General features: G+C 38.9%; 11 protein-coding genes. 1 reads left to right on the top strand and 10 read right to left on the bottom strand.

What is annotated here, in order from left to right; translation table 11 throughout:
* Nucleotides 1-541: 541 nt before the first annotated feature.
* The 8 genes from LQZ76_RS05460 to ykzS all read right to left on the bottom strand — a co-directional run bounded on the left by LQZ76_RS05460 (nucleotide 542) and on the right by ykzS (nucleotide 9478).
* Nucleotides 542-1768, bottom strand: a complete 1227-nt coding sequence (locus tag LQZ76_RS05460; RefSeq protein WP_230098748.1) for an MFS transporter — start codon at nucleotides 1766-1768, stop codon at nucleotides 542-544.
* A gap of 180 nt (nucleotides 1769-1948) precedes the next feature.
* Entirely contained in the window at nucleotides 1949-4033 is a 2085-nt protein-coding gene (locus LQZ76_RS05465; RefSeq protein WP_230098749.1) for an LTA synthase family protein, read from the bottom strand.
* 151 nt (nucleotides 4034-4184) lie between these two features.
* Complete coding sequence (locus LQZ76_RS05470) at nucleotides 4185-4430, bottom strand: DUF1797 family protein (RefSeq protein ID WP_230098750.1); 246 nt, start codon at nucleotides 4428-4430, stop codon at nucleotides 4185-4187.
* 2 nt (nucleotides 4431-4432) lie between these two features.
* Nucleotides 4433-5494 carry a lysylphosphatidylglycerol synthase transmembrane domain-containing protein gene (locus LQZ76_RS05475; RefSeq protein ID WP_230098751.1) on the bottom strand — a complete coding sequence of 354 codons (1062 nt, stop codon included), beginning with the start codon at nucleotides 5492-5494 and terminating at the stop codon, nucleotides 4433-4435.
* A 21-nt stretch (nucleotides 5495-5515) separates the two neighbouring features.
* A complete protein-coding gene (locus LQZ76_RS05480) occupies nucleotides 5516-6724 on the bottom strand; it encodes a glycosyltransferase family 4 protein (RefSeq protein ID WP_230098752.1) in 1209 nt (402 codons plus the stop codon).
* Between the two features lie 289 nt (nucleotides 6725-7013).
* Nucleotides 7014-8738, bottom strand: a complete 1725-nt coding sequence (gene ptsP, locus LQZ76_RS05485) for a phosphoenolpyruvate--protein phosphotransferase (protein WP_230098753.1) — start codon at nucleotides 8736-8738, stop codon at nucleotides 7014-7016.
* The gene (locus tag LQZ76_RS05490; protein ID WP_168722659.1) at nucleotides 8738-9004 is read right to left on the bottom strand and encodes a phosphocarrier protein HPr; all 267 of its coding nucleotides are present in this window, start codon (nucleotides 9002-9004) and stop codon (nucleotides 8738-8740) included. The genes ptsP and LQZ76_RS05490 overlap by 1 nt, the downstream gene beginning before the upstream one ends.
* A 291-nt stretch (nucleotides 9005-9295) precedes the next feature.
* On the bottom strand, nucleotides 9296-9478 hold the full coding sequence (gene ykzS, locus LQZ76_RS05495; RefSeq protein WP_230098754.1) for a protein YkzS: 183 nt from the start codon (nucleotides 9476-9478) through the stop codon (nucleotides 9296-9298).
* 261 nt (nucleotides 9479-9739) lie between these two features.
* Here ykzS and LQZ76_RS05500 point away from each other — a divergent pair, with 261 nt between their 5' ends.
* Nucleotides 9740-11965: an ATP-dependent Clp protease ATP-binding subunit gene (locus LQZ76_RS05500; protein ID WP_230098755.1), complete on the top strand. Its 2226-nt coding sequence runs from the start codon at nucleotides 9740-9742 to the stop codon at nucleotides 11963-11965.
* A gap of 67 nt (nucleotides 11966-12032) precedes the next feature.
* Here LQZ76_RS05500 and LQZ76_RS05505 read toward each other — a convergent pair whose 3' ends face one another.
* Both LQZ76_RS05505 and eno read right to left on the bottom strand, forming a co-directional pair.
* Entirely contained in the window at nucleotides 12033-13604 is a 1572-nt protein-coding gene (locus LQZ76_RS05505) for a peptide chain release factor 3 (protein ID WP_230098756.1), read from the bottom strand.
* 176 nt (nucleotides 13605-13780) lie between these two features.
* The gene (eno, locus tag LQZ76_RS05510) at nucleotides 13781-15106 is read right to left on the bottom strand and encodes a phosphopyruvate hydratase (protein ID WP_168722655.1); all 1326 of its coding nucleotides are present in this window, start codon (nucleotides 15104-15106) and stop codon (nucleotides 13781-13783) included.
* Nucleotides 15107-15135: the final 29 nt, after the last annotated feature.

Raw genomic sequence — 15135 nt, forward strand, 5'->3', positions numbered from 1 at the left:
AATTTACTAGCGAAATTGACATTCGCAAATTTGTTTAACTCTGAAATTTAATTTCAAAGTACTTACACATTTGATTGTCAAAACTTTATTCAGTTTTCAAAGATCTACGTTATTGTTAACAACTTAATATGTCGTAACAACATTTATTAATATTACCAGATGTTTAACTCTTCGTCAACAACTTTTTTAAATTAATTTTTCGAAAGCTTTCTGAACAACTTGTAATTAAGTTATCCGCTCGCTTAGGACTTAAACTATATTACTAGGACTTGTAGTAATAGTCAACACTTTTTGAGTATTTTTTTATTATTTCAAACTAAAAAGTAAAAACACGGCGTAAAAGCCTATTAAATCAAGGTTTATTCCGATAATAAAAAAACGAAATCATTCGTATTTCTACTAATAATTCCGCTTATTATTGTAAATTTTCACGCGCTTTATTTTAAAAGAGACCCGTTAAAACTCATATAATTAGTTCATTGCACCTTTTTTCGATAATTGATTACTTAAGTGGCAACGGTTTACATCATTAATTAACCGATTAATGCGCATTCGTTTGGTTTATTTTAGCCACACTTATCAATAAGATTCCTAACACAATGGTCAAAACGCCCGTTGCCTGCCATAACATAATAGTTGGTACCCGCACCCACGCTGCTAAATAACTAATTACCGAGAAAAAGGCAAACGTTGATGTGGTTAAGGCATGCATGGCGGCAATATCGCCAACATTAAATGAACGATACATCAACTTTTCAAAGACATTCCCTGACATCCCCATAAAAATTCCCGCCAATAATAGTAGCAATAACCGGATAACATTCGGTAACGGTAAGGTAATTACGATAAAACAGATCCCCGAAATCAAATAATCACAGGCAAAAAAAGTTGGTGCACTCCATTTAACTAATGGTGCTAAAGCCCCGCCTAATAAATCACCCACTTTTTGTGTCGCACTAACAATGGCAAAAAATGCTACCGCAATCCCCAGTTCTTTCATCGTTAATGGTAACAATTCAAATAGCAAGCCAGTTATCCCACCTAAGATTGCTTCAAATAAAATAATTAAGAATGCCGGCATGGTATGGGTAAATTGGTACAAGGCGGTTTGCATTTGTTTGAAATACGAACTAGTTTGCACCATATCTACTGCATCCGCTTCTTCATTAATTACTGACAGGTTTGCATTTGGTACATAACTAATTAATAGATAGCAGCCAATTCCTAGCGGGGCACTTATAAAGCTTGCCCACAATAACCAGGTACTGCCATGGGCTAATAAAATAAATGAACTAACGACACTCGTAATAATCGTTAAGCCCGTACTCATAAAGTATTGTAAATCAACTGACTTTTCAATCGCGGCTTCATCTTCTTGAAAAATAACCGGAATGAAGCCGATCTCAACTGAACCTGAAATCGTCGTGGCAATACTTAATAGTAGATATAACGTCCCAACTAAAATTAACGCTTGGTTCGTGAGGAGTAAACTACCACCAATGATCAGCGCTACGGTGGCAATTACTTGTAACATAATGAGGATTGCTTTACTATTTTTAATTCGGCCCAAGATTGGTGCGCCCATGGCAATCAACGCTGGTGGTAAAGCTGCTAAAATACCAAAGCTTCCTAATACGCGGGCTGAGACGTGATATTGTTGGACTAACAAGTATAGTAAAACGACACTATAGCTACTAAAGGCAATTAACAATAACCCCTGCCCTAGTAGCAATTTAATTAGATTCGTTTGTTTTGTTTTGTTTTGCATATTGTTCCATCTCCTAAACCATCCATCGAATGAACACCATTTCAACTTTTTCTTAACCTACATTAGATTTTTTTAATTATCTATCGATTAGGTAACATTCTAAAACATTCATAACTATCTGTAAACACAAAATGCTTATCTAAGCATAAAAAAAGCAACCGTTCGCGGTTGCTTTTTTTATTATTTAGCATCTTTTTTCAATTCAGGTGCATCGGTTTTATATAAATCAACGAGTGATTTATCGTGGTTACGTGCAAAGATACTTGAAGGCTCAGAAACTAAATCTTGCTTCAATGCTGCTTTCGTCTTAGCAGGGTTATAGTTGTAATCTTTACGGTTAACCTTCTTAAAGCCAGCTGGGGTGTAGAAACGGAGTAAGTCTCCTGTAATCACCTTATCTGAATCGGATAAGCTAGTATCAACATAGTCTTGGATTTTAGCAATCGCCTGTTTGGCGGCTGGATCCTTACTAAAGTCAATTTGCTTACCGGTTTGAGTGTAGAAGTATTGGTTTTGATACTTAATGTATTGTGGTGTTACAAAGTCACCATCACGGAATGGCACGATTGAAATATGCTTAGGTGATAATAAATCCGTTCCGAATTGAACGTAGTTATCGTCTTTAACCCCAAGTAAATCAAATAGAGTTGGTAAGACATCGATTTCACCACCATAAGTGTGGTTAATCCCACCCTTTAAACCAGGCATGTGAATCATAAATGGTACTTTTTGGAAGTTAGCTAAATCAGCATTAGTAACTTCAGGCTTGTTCAACAACTTAGCAATCGCTGGCCGGTGGTTATCAGAAATACCATAGTGGTCTCCGTATAGCACAATCATACTGTTGTTGTATAATCCAGAAGCTTTCAACCATGCTAAGAATTCACCAAACGCTTGGTCAAGGTAGTGCGCTGTTTGCACGTAACCATCAACTGTGTTATCACCAGTATTAAATGGCTTAATCGTTTGGTTTTGCTTATCTAAGTCATATGGGTAGTGGTTAGTAACCGTAATTACTTTAGCATAGAATGGTTGTGGTAATTGTTGAATGTATTGGGCTGTATCTTGCAAGAATATTTTATCCTTCATTCCGTAACCCACGTTGTAATTTGGATTATCAGCATCCTTGTAGAATGGTTTACTAAAGAAGTAATCATAACCCCATGATTTGTAGGCATTGTCTCGGTTCCAGAAACTAGCAACATCCCCGTGGAATGAAGCGGTTGTGTAACCTTGTTGACTAAGAATAGCTGGGGCAGCTTGGAACGTGTTTGATGTTCCGTAGTTAACCATGGCTGAACCAGATGGTAAACCATAGAGTGAGTTTTCTAACATCGTTTCCGCATCAGAAGTTTTACCTTGACCAACTTGGTTATAGAAGTTATCAAAACTCATCGTGCTTTGATCATGGTAGAACTTAGTCAAGTTAGGCATAACTTCTTGCCCATCCCACTTATAGCCAATCATAAATTGTTGTAAACTTTCAAGGTGAATCACGAACACGTTCTTACCTTTAGCTTTACCAAAGTATTGAACGTTATCAGGGGCTTGGTGGCTATCGATAAATTTCAAGATAGGCTTGATATCTTTAGCACTGGCTGCTGAACGTGATGCTTCTTGCTTGTGGGTTTGGAAAATATTGAAAGCTAAGTATTCATTCAAACCTAAGTACTTAACGATGTAGTTGTTATCAAAGGTCCGTGTTAATAAACCAGAACGGTCGGCATTTGAAATTCCAAAATCAGCAAAGATTAAGAAGAAACTTAAGGCCGTAATTGACAAAGCAAAACGCTTCTTAATTTTACGCTTATCAATTTTGATAACTTTAAAGAGTAGTAATAGTACTAAGACAATAATATCGACAAAGACGAAGAAATCACCTAAGTGAATAATTCCGCCAATGGCTTTATTCAAGTTATTATCAACTGAACTAGCACTCCCAATAATCGCTACTGATAAGAAATCAGAGAATTCACGATAGTAGAGGACGTTTGAAAAAATCCAGATTGATTCGAGTAAATTAATTAAAATCATCAACCAGTAAGCTACGCGCCCCCGGAAGTATAATGCAATCCCTAGTAACAATAAAGTTGTTCCAATCGGATTTAAAATTAATAGAAAGTGTTGTAGTGGTCCTTGTGCGCCAAGTGTAAAATCAGTTTGGTAGACAATATATGTTTTTAACCAAATGAGAAACGCCGATAAGCAAAAGAAGCCCACCGTTGTTTGTAAATTAGCGCCGAGCTTCTTAAAAAACTTCGACATGTTATCTCCTCCATAAATACGTGTAACAGATTAATTATACTTAGGTTTAGCTAAAACACAAATACCGCCAACGGTATCTAAATAATTTTAAGCATTTTCTAAGCGCCTAAATAAAAAAATAATCAAAAGTTCTTCGCTTTTGATTACCCTTCTAAAATACTAATTGAAAGTCAACCAATTGATTATAAATCTCAATGGCAGCCAAATCGATATCATCAAAGATAAACGTCCCATTGTTTTGACGTTCAAAAATTGAAAACAACATTGTTTGATGGTCATATTCAACCGTACAAACATTGATACCGAATAAATCAAAATTGCGTTCTTGCTTTTGGTAAGCATAATCACTCACCATAACGCGTAATCGTTTTAAAACATGTTGTAAATTGGGATCCATTGTTACTCTTCCTTCTGTTTAAGCCAGTCTTGAGCACCTTCAATGCGATCAGCGCGAATATTAAAGGCAATCATCCCCGCAAACATCCCAAAGTAGTAAGTTAGGAAGCGCCAAATGAACATTGCCAATACTAAATCCGTTGGCACATTAATAAAACTACTAAAAAGTGATTGAAAACTAACTTCAGCCCCACCAGAACCACCTGGAATTGGGAAAATAGAAATTACCATGACAATCAGGACATGTAATGACGTAATTAAAATATAGTTAATGTGGGTATAGCCAAGGGCTAACAGAATGAAATACGGAATTGAATAGTAAAACATTAACTGAATACTGGTTAACACTAACCCTTTAACCATTAAGCCAATATTACTTGTCATCCGCACACTTTCTTTATGGAAGTTTTGCAAGCGTACATCCACCCATTGGCTAATACGATGATACCGTTCCAAACGTTTCTCCTTACCACCAAGCCCGACAACTTTAACGGTCTTCAAAAGCAAGTTGGTCATTCGTTTGGTAAAACCATACCAAAACATGACTAAAATTAAACCAACAATGACTGCAAAGTGAATTAAAAAGCCAAAAATCATTAAATATTTAAGGACATGTACTTTATCAGCTAAAAAATGTGAGCCCACGATTAACGCCCAAAAGAAATTCAACACAATCACGAATTGGTAAACCACAAACTTCATTAATAAAATTGCCGTGGCATACCCTGGTTCAACCCCGGCTTGCATCATCGCCATAATTTGAAACGGTTGACCCCCACTGGCAAACGGGGTAATCCCATTCCCAAGTTGTTCAACTAACGGAACGCGCAATGCATCTTTAAACGTAAATCCATGAACCCGATCACCAACAAACACTTTAACGATGACGGCTTCAATGACTAAATAGGCAATAATACATAAAATTGCCACTAACAGCCACCAAATATTAATTGTCAAAATATCGTGAAACAACAATTTCATATTAACATCGCGTAATGAGTACCCCATAATGGCTACTCCAATCGCAAGCATAATAATCAAAACAATGCGGTTATTCTTGGACATACTAGACTCCAATTACTGAGGCTATCTTTTGAACGGATTACTAAATGCTCCAAAAATCGAATCACTATTCCGGTCATCATCAGCCTGATATTCATTAATTACTGCTTCATAGAACTTCAACATTTCCGTACCAAAATGTTCGGCACTTACTTCGTTAATTTTGGCATCGCGTTTTGCTAAATCCCCGACTTGCGCCGTTTTATTTAAATACGGTAATAGCGCAACGGCCAATTCATCAACATCATCTAGGCCAACGCCAATACTTGGATCCGTAATTAAGTCTTTAACATACGGACTATTCATCACTACGATTGGCGTATGTGCAGTTAGTGCTTCTAGATATGTTAACCCTTGTGATTCAGATTGTGAAGATGAAACAAAGACATCGGCCATCGCATAATAGCGTGGAACATCAGTATGCTCAATCATCCCCGTAAAAATAACACTATCGCTAATTCCAAGGGTATCAACGTGGTCGGTTAACGATTGGCGGGCGGGGCCATCCCCAGCAATGACTAATTTAGCCGCCGCATTTTTACTCAAAACTGCTTGAAAGGCATCAATCGTGTCTTCAATATTTTTTTCAAACGCTAACCGTCCCAATGATAAGGCCACCGGCGTTGCCGCCGTTAAGCCTAATTGTTGCCGAAGGTCTTGGGTTTGTGCTGCGGTGACATTATGGTGCACATCCACCCCGGTTGGAATTATCCGGATTGGTGCGGTGACACCATACGCAACCATCGTCTCATACACTAATTGGGATGGGGCAACCACCCCTTCCATGTTCTTTAAATAGTTGCGAACAGCCGTTTTAACCGTCCGTGGCCCAATTAATTTACCATTGGCAACATAATGTAAATAATCTTGGTACATTGTATGGTACGTATGAATTGCAGGAATCTTTAAACTAAAGGCCACAAATTTACCCATGAGGCCCATTGAAAATTCAGTTTGGGTGTGCACAATATCTAAATTCAACTCTTTGGCAATTTGCACAGCATGTAAGGCACCACTATACGCTAGTCGCCGATCTGGAAAACCGGTAAACGGGAAACTTGGAAACCGAAAAATATTACGTTCATACACATTGCGGCTAACTTTAGGGTCATTTGAAGTAAAAATATAAACTTGATGCCCCATTTGTTCCAACGTATCCCGAAGGATTGAAATCGACGTTGCTACCCCACTAACTTGTGGGTAGTACGTATCGGTAAATAATCCAATATTCATCCAGCAACCTCCTTTTTAGAATTTAAATAAACAGAAAATAAAACTTAACAGGTACACATTATAGCAAAAATCCAAATTTAAGTAAAAAAATTCCGCAGTCTGCACCTAACAATTAATTTATTTTATTGATATATCCACAAGAAACTTTACTATTTCAACAATAATAAAGAAATTATTATCCCTTATTTATATTATACCAAGATTAAATTACGGCTTCCGTAAAAAAATAGAAGTCATTGCTGATAATCATAGGTTGATTATTCCGCGCAATAACTTCTATTATCAATAATTATTTATTAGTGGTAGCTGCTTTAACTAATTCAGCGACTTCATCATTTGTATCAAGATCAAGGGCCTTTTCAGCTAATGCTTGCATATCGGTTGTTGATAAGTTTTTAATCAATGAACGAGCTTGCAAAATTGAAGTTGCACTCATTGAGAATTCATCTAAACCAAGACCGACTAGCAATGGTACGGCGATTGGATCACCACCCATTTCACCACAGACAGCCACAAACTTACCTTCTTTGTGGGCACAATCAATGGTGCGCTTGATTAAGCGTAGAATTGATGGGCTGTATGGTTGGTAAAGGTACGCGACCTTTTCATTACCACGGTCAGCGGCCATCGTGTATTGAATTAAGTCATTGGTTCCAATTGAGAAGAAATCAACTTCTTTCGCAAATTTATCAGCTAAAATGGCGGCAGAAGGAATTTCAATCATGATTCCAAGCTTAATATTATCATCAAACGCAACGCCTTCACTCTTCAATTCGGCCTTAACCGTTTCAAAGACTTCTTTAGCTGCGCGGAATTCAGGCAACGTAGCCACCATTGGGAACATAATCCAAAGCGTTCCAAAAGCTGATGCCCGAACAAGGGCCCGCAATTGCGTCTTGAACATATCGGTTTTATCTAATGAAATCCGAATTGCTCGGTAACCAAGGAATGGGTTTTCTTCTTCAGGTAATGGCATGTATGGTAATTTTTTATCACCACCAATATCCATTGTCCGGACCGTAACTGGTTTACCTTTCATACCTTCAAGAACTGTCTTGTAGGCTTCAAATTGATCTTCTTCTGAAGGCATTTCGCTTGAATCCATGTAGAGGAATTCAGTCCGATAAAGACCAATTCCTTCGGCACCGTTTTCAAGGACCGCTGGTAAATCTTTGGGTGTCCCAATATTGGCACCGGTCATGAATTTAACCCCATCAGCTGAAGTTGTTGGTTCGTCTTTTAAACGGGCCCATTCAGCTTTTTGCGCTAAGTAATCATCACCAATTTGCTTATATTCAGCCACCGTGGCATCGTCTGGAGCAATAATGGCGTGACCATTAAGGCCATCAACGATTACTAATTCATCTTCGGCAATATCAGTTGTCGCAACTTCAGTTCCAACGACGGCTGGAATTTCAAGCGTCCGCGCCATAATTGAAGAGTGGGATGTCCGACCACCCAAATCAGTTACAAATCCTTTAACAAATTTGCGATCTAATTGGGCCGTATCTGAAGGTGTCAAATCTTTGGCGATGATGACAACTTCTTCATCAATCAAAGCTGGGTTTGGCAAAGTGACGTTCAATAAGTGTGATAAAACACGTTTAGTAATATCACGAATATCAGCTGCCCGTTCTTGCATATATGCATTATCTGTCATTGCTTCAAACATCGCAATATAACCATCAGTTACATCACTCAAGGCTGTTTCCGCATTAACTTGGTCTTTTTCAATTTGTTGTTGGATTGCACCAACAAGTTCTGGATCAGAAAGAATCGTAAGGTGTGCTTCAAAAACTTCGGCTTCTTCCGCCCCTAAGTTTTCAACTGCCTTAGCCTTAATCTTAGTCAAATCTGCCTTAGATGCATCAAAGGCCGCAGTTAAGCGGCCTTTTTCTGCATCAACATCAGTAATTGATGTTTTAGCAAAAGACAAATCAGGATCAACTAATTTATAAGCCTTAGCAATTGCCACACCATTACTGGCTGCAATACCGCTAATCTTTTTAGTCATTAGTCTGATAAGCCTTCTTTCTTCATAGTGTCTTCGATAGCAGCAATTGCGTCTGCTTCGTCTGAACCATTTGCAGAAATCACAACGTCTGAACCTTGGCCAACACCGAGTGACATAACACCCATGATTGACTTCAAGTTAACATCCTTACCTTCGTAAGCAAGTGTAACATCAGCACTAAACTTAGAAGCAGTTTGTACCAATAAAGTTGCTGGACGTGCGTGAATACCTGATTCTGCTACAATGTGAAAGTTGCGTGATTCCATAATGAAAGTTCTCCTTGTTTGAACAAATATTAGATAAGGGCAAGCATCAATCTTTGAGTCTACCAAACCTTATGTCATTATCATAACCAAAATGAAAACGTTTTACAAGCAATTTCATATACAAAAATGCTAAGTTATTACATTTTCTTAAAACGTTTATTTAATAACATTGTAAAGGCTTACATTTTTAATTTACATTTTTGAAAATCTTTGTGAAATCGCTGTAACCGGCACTAATTTTAAATGCCTATTTTAAAGTAATTTTACGCAGTATTTCATAAAAAACTTTGCTCACCGCTCAACTTGTTGGGTATAAGTAACTTGGCCACCTCGGCTAGCTACGCCCCGAATTTGATTTTGATATGGATAGGTTTGCCAAATTTGGTGAAATGCCGTAAATTCATCAACCGTTACCACAAATTCGGCCATTTCACCTTGGCGTACTGCTTCCAATAATGCAAAATAATCTTTCATCGTTTAACCTCATTTCTGATCAGTAAATAAAATTACCTAGTCTTTAATTTTCACGCGAACGCTTAGTAATTGCAAGCCTTTTTCACGAATCACATCAATTAGCACTTGAATTAAAAGAGTGCTAATTTTTTAAGCATTTCAGTTGCATCATTAGCTAGTATGAGTATAATAATAGTCAAAGGTCAGTATTGGTCAAATAAAATCAAACGCTGATTAAATAATATAAAATAAATTATAAAACTAACTTATGGGGGTGAGGCAATGCTATGTCAGCTATGTCATAAAAATCCAGCATCAATTCATATGCAATTAAATTTAAATGGTCAAAATGTTGAAATGCACCTTTGTCCATCATGTTATCAAAAAGTCCAAAAACAAATTCATAATGGAGGTATCCACATGCCACAAGAATCTTTTAACTTTAACTCAATCGATGATTTATTCCGGGCCTTAAATGGTCAACAACAAATGAGCGCCCAACGTAGTGCCCGCCGGCCGCAAGAACCACAACGCGAAATGGGTGGTAATGGTAATGAAGGTAGTTTATTAGCTGAATTTGGGCTTAACCTTACCGAATTAGCTCGTCAAGGCCATCTTGATCCAGTCATTGGTCGTGATAAAGAAATTAACCGCGTCGTTGAAATTCTTAACCGCCGGACTAAAAATAATCCCGTTTTAATCGGGGAAGCTGGGGTTGGTAAAACCGCAGTTGTTGAAGGTTTAGCACAAGCCATTGTTAATAGTCAAGTGCCTGACAAATTACGTAATAAAGAAGTCTACCGACTTGATGTAGTTTCATTAGTTCAAGGAACTGGTGTCCGTGGTCAATTTGAAGAACGGATGCAAAAATTAATGGACGAAGTTTCAAAGAATAAAAACGTTATTTTATTCATTGATGAAATCCACGAAATTATGGGTGCTGGGAACGCTGAAGGCGGTATGGATGCTGGGAACGTTTTAAAACCAGCTTTAGCCCGTGGCGAATTCCAATTAGTTGGGGCGACAACCTTAAATGAATACCGTCAAATTGAAAAGGACCCGGCTCTTGCCCGGCGGTTCCAACCAGTTACTGTTAATGAACCTTCCCAAGAAGAAGCTTTGGCAATCTTAAAAGGGATTCAAAAGAAATACGAAGAATATCACCACGTCAAATATACGGATGATGCCATTAAAGCAGCCGTAACTTTATCAGCTCGTTACATTCAAGATCGTTTCTTACCTGATAAGGCGATTGATTTACTTGATGAAGCTGGCTCACGTAAAAACCTTAACTTAAAGGTCGTTGATCCAAAAGAAATCCAAACTAAAATTAATTCTGCGGAAGCCCAAAAGCAAGCAGCTATTGATCGTGAAGACTATGAAAAAGCATCTTACTGGCGTGATCAAGTAAACCAACTTGAACGTGCTAAAAAAGAAGCCGAAGAAAATCCCCACGATACTGGTTCAAATGAAGTCACTGACCAAGACCTTGAAAAGATTGTTGAAGAAAAAACGGGAATTCCCGTTGGTGATTTGAAAGAATCTGAAGCCGGCCAATTACGTGAACTAGACAAACACCTTGAAGAACATGTCATCGGTCAAGATGATGCGGTTAACAAAGTAGCCCGGGCAATTCGTCGTAACCGGGTTGGGTTTAATAAATCAGGTCGCCCAATTGGTTCATTCCTATTCGTTGGACCTACTGGGGTCGGAAAAACGGAAACTGCTAAACAACTTGCCAAAGAATTATTTGGTTCAGCCGATGCCATGGTTCGCTTTGATATGTCTGAATACATGGAAAAGCACAGCGTTTCTAAATTAATCGGAGCGCCGGCTGGTTATGTTGGTTATGAAGAGGCCGGTCAATTAACCGAAAAAGTTCGTCGTCACCCTTACTCATTAATTTTGCTTGATGAAGTTGAAAAAGCCCACCCCGATGTTATGCACATGTTCTTACAAGTCCTTGATGATGGTCGTTTAACTGATGCCCAAGGCCACACAGTTTCATTTAAAGACACGGTTATTATCATGACTTCAAATGCCGGGGTTGATGCTGAACCAAGTGTTGGTTTTGGTGAAAACAAACCAAAAGCGTCAATTATTGAAAAATTAGGTAGCTACTTCAAACCCGAATTTTTAAACCGTTTTGATGATATTATCGAATTTAACCCATTAACTAAAGAAGATCTCCACAAGATTGTTGATTTAATGCTCGATGATGTTAATGACATGATTGCTGATCAAGATTTACATTTAACGGTTGAAGACAATGTTGCTGATAAATTGGTTGACCTTGGTTACAACCCTGCCATGGGTGCTCGGCCACTTCGTCGGGTGATTCAAGAACAAGTTGAAGATCGCGTTGCTGATTACTTCTTGGACAACCCAACGGAACATCAACTCGTTGCCCATCTCGTTGATGACGAAATTGTAATTACGCCAGAAGGTCAAGAACCAGCCGCTAAGGGAACCCCAAGCGCTGAAGCTACTACAGACGCTACTGAATAATTAAACTCATGTAATACAAAAAAGCGTTCTACGATAACCCATCGTAGGACGCTTTTTATTTTGAATTTTATAGTTTTGCTTCCAATTCAACTTCAGGATACTTATCTTTAAACCAACGTTCTGCGAATTGATTTTCAAATAAGAATAATGGTGCTTCATAACGGTCTTTAACTAGTAAGTTCCGTGATGAGGCCATCTTTTCATCTAATTGGTCTGGATTAATCCAGCGAGCAATCTTTTTACCCATTGGTTCTAAGACAATTTCAGAGTTATATTCATTTTCCATCCGGAATTTGAACACTTCAAATTGCAAGGCCCCAACGGCCCCTAAGATGTAATCACCGGATGACCAAGCCGTGTACAATTGAATGGTTCCTTCTTGTACCAATTGTTGAATTCCTTTGTGGAATGACTTTTGCTTCATCACATTTTTAGCGGTTACCCGCATGAAGATTTCCGGTGTAAAGGTTGGCAAGTCTTCAAATTCAAGCTTTTGCTTACCTGAGAAAATTGTATCCCCAATTTGGAATGTCCCCGTATCATATACTCCGATAATGTCACCAGGTACGGCATTTTCAACGTTTTCACGCGAATCGGCCATAAACTGAGTCACATTACTCAAGCGTAATTTCTTGCTATCCCGACCAAGCGTAACGTCCATTCCACGCGTAAATTCGCCTGAAACAATCCGCACAAAGGCAATGCGGTCACGGTGTTGGGGGTTCATGTTCGCTTGAATCTTAAAGACGAAACCTGAGAATTGATCAGCCAAAGGTGCCACTGGTTGCCCTTCAACGGTTTTCTTAGGACCAGGGGCTGGGGCATACTTAAGGTACGTCTTTAAGAACGTTTCCACCCCAAAATTAGTCAACGCTGATCCAAAGAAGACTGGTGAAAGTTGACCATTTAAAATGGCGTCTTCATTAAATTCATTACCTGCTGAAGTTACCAAATCAACTTCATCTAACGTATCACGCCAGATTTGGTTTTCTTTTAAGATATTACCATCGGCAATATTACCGTCAGCTTCTAATGGAAGCTTGGTGTTACCATTGACATCGGGCCGGTACAACAAGACTTCTTTGTTATACATGTCATACAAACCTTGTAAAACTTGTCCGGAACCAATTGGCCAGTTCATTGGGTATGTCTCAATCCCAAGCGTATCTTCTAATTCAGCCAATAATTCAAGTGGATCACGGCCATCACGGTCTAATTTGTTGAAGAAAGTAAATACGGGAATCCCACGTTGTTTAACAATTTCAAATAACTTCTTTGTTTGGGGTTCAATCCCCTTGGCTGAATCAACAACCATGACCGCAGAATCGACGGCCATCAAAGTCCGATAAGTATCTTCAGAGAAATCTTCGTGCCCTGGTGTATCCAAGATATTGATCCGCTTACCTTCAAAATCAAATTGCAACACGGAACTGGTAACTGAAATCCCACGTTTTTGTTCGATTTCCATCCAGTCAGACTTGGCAAAGTTACCACTCTTTTTACCTTTAACGGTTCCGGCTTCACGCACGACCCCCCCGAATAAAAGCATTTGTTCGGTAATGGTTGTTTTCCCGGCATCGGGGTGAGAAATAATCGCAAACGTGCGCCGTTTACTAATTTCTGTTGCTAAATCGCTCATTTTTTCTAACCTCAAATATATCTTTAGTTTTTATTATTAATCTAAACACTGCAAAAAAAGCTCCTTACAAGTATAGCAAATTCTAGGCGGGTTTGGCTAATATTATCTAATTGCACGGTAGCAAAAAAGCCACGTAACCTAAAGTTACGTGGCTTTTTAAAGTGCATGCCGAAACATTACTTGTTGATAATGTTTTCGCGTGCTTCTTTTGAAATGTTGTAGAATGCGTGGATACCCTTGTATTCAGCAACGTTTGAAGACAATAAGTCTTCGATACGCATAAGTTGGTTGTACTTAGCGATACGGTCAGTACGAGACATTGAACCAGTCTTGATTTGGCCGGCGTTAGTAGCAACAACCAAGTCAGCGATAGTAGTGTCTTCAGTTTCACCTGAACGGTGTGAAACGATCGCAGTGTAACCAGCTTCTTTAGCCATTTCGATGGCTTCCATAGTTTCAGTCAAAGTACCGATTTGGTTAACTTTGATAAGGATTGAGTTGGCAGTACCCATTTCAATACCCTTCTTAAGGTATTGAGTGTTAGTAACGAAGAAGTCATCACCAACTAATTGAACTTTCTTACCAAGTTCAGTAGTGATAGTCTTCCAGTCGTCCCAGTTGTTTTCATCAATTGGGTCTTCAATTGAGATGATTGGGTAACGGTCAGTCAAGTCTTCAAGGTACTTGATGAATTCTTCAGTAGTGTATTCTTCACCAGTTGACCAACGTAACTTGTACTTCTTAGTTTCGTTGTCCCAAAGTTCTGAAGATGCCACGTCAATAGCAATGGCAATATCTTTACCAGGCTTGTAACCAGCAGCTTCAATCGCCTTGATAAGGTATTGAAGAGGTTCTTCGTTGTTAGCAAAGTCAGGTGCGAAACCACCTTCATCCCCAACTGAAGTAGCTTTACCGTCAGCTGACAATAACTTCTTCAAGTTGTGGAAAGTTTCAGAACCCATCCGGATTGCTTCCTTGATTGAAGGAGCACCAACAGGCATGATCATGAATTCTTGGAAATCAACCTTGTTTTCTGAGTGAGCACCACCATTGATAACGTTCATCATTGGAGTTGGCAATACGTGCGCGTTGAAACCACCAAGGTAGTTGAACAATGGCACGTCAAGTTCGTCAGCAGCAGCACGTGCTACGGCGATAGAAACACCTAAGATAGCGTTGGCGCCAAGCTTACCCTTGTTTTCAGTACCATCAAGCGCGATCATTGCTTTATCGATAGCAACTTGATCAGTTACATCGTAACCTAAGATTTCTTTAGCGATAACGTTATTAACGTTTTCAACAGCTTTTTGAGTACCCTTACCCATGTAACGGCTCTTGTCACCATCACGTAATTCAACGGCTTCGTGTTCACCAGTTGAGGCACCTGAAGGAACGATACCACGACCAAAGCCGCCTTCTTCAGTATATACTTCAACTTCAACAGTTGGGTTACCACGTGAGTCGAGGACTTCGCGTGCATAAATATCAGTAATTGCAGACATTTTAACATCTCCTTGAATTCGGTTAAATT

Origin of the sequence: Periweissella ghanensis, assembly GCF_918814755.1 — a bacterium.
Classification (GTDB): Bacteria; Bacillota; Bacilli; order Lactobacillales; family Lactobacillaceae; genus Periweissella; species Periweissella ghanensis.

What these genes read in the sequence shown, in the direction of transcription:
- LQZ76_RS05490 (WP_168722659.1), bottom strand. Translation starts at nt 9,004, where the DNA reads ATGGAATCACGCAACTTTCACATTGTAGCAGAATCAGGTATTCACGCA.
- LQZ76_RS05460 (WP_230098748.1), bottom strand. Translation starts at nt 1,768, where the DNA reads ATGCAAAACAAAACAAAACAAACGAATCTAATTAAATTGCTACTAGGG.
- ykzS (WP_230098754.1), bottom strand. Translation starts at nt 9,478, where the DNA reads ATGAAAGATTATTTTGCATTATTGGAAGCAGTACGCCAAGGTGAAATG.
- LQZ76_RS05475 (WP_230098751.1), bottom strand. Translation starts at nt 5,494, where the DNA reads ATGTCCAAGAATAACCGCATTGTTTTGATTATTATGCTTGCGATTGGA.
- ptsP (WP_230098753.1), bottom strand. Translation starts at nt 8,738, where the DNA reads ATGACTAAAAAGATTAGCGGTATTGCAGCCAGTAATGGTGTGGCAATT.
- LQZ76_RS05505 (WP_230098756.1), bottom strand. Translation starts at nt 13,604, where the DNA reads ATGAGCGATTTAGCAACAGAAATTAGTAAACGGCGCACGTTTGCGATT.
- LQZ76_RS05470 (WP_230098750.1), bottom strand. Translation starts at nt 4,430, where the DNA reads ATGGATCCCAATTTACAACATGTTTTAAAACGATTACGCGTTATGGTG.
- LQZ76_RS05500 (WP_230098755.1), top strand. Translation starts at nt 9,740, where the DNA reads ATGCTATGTCAGCTATGTCATAAAAATCCAGCATCAATTCATATGCAA.
- LQZ76_RS05465 (WP_230098749.1), bottom strand. Translation starts at nt 4,033, where the DNA reads ATGTCGAAGTTTTTTAAGAAGCTCGGCGCTAATTTACAAACAACGGTG.
- LQZ76_RS05480 (WP_230098752.1), bottom strand. Translation starts at nt 6,724, where the DNA reads ATGAATATTGGATTATTTACCGATACGTACTACCCACAAGTTAGTGGG.
- eno (WP_168722655.1), bottom strand. Translation starts at nt 15,106, where the DNA reads ATGTCTGCAATTACTGATATTTATGCACGCGAAGTCCTCGACTCACGT.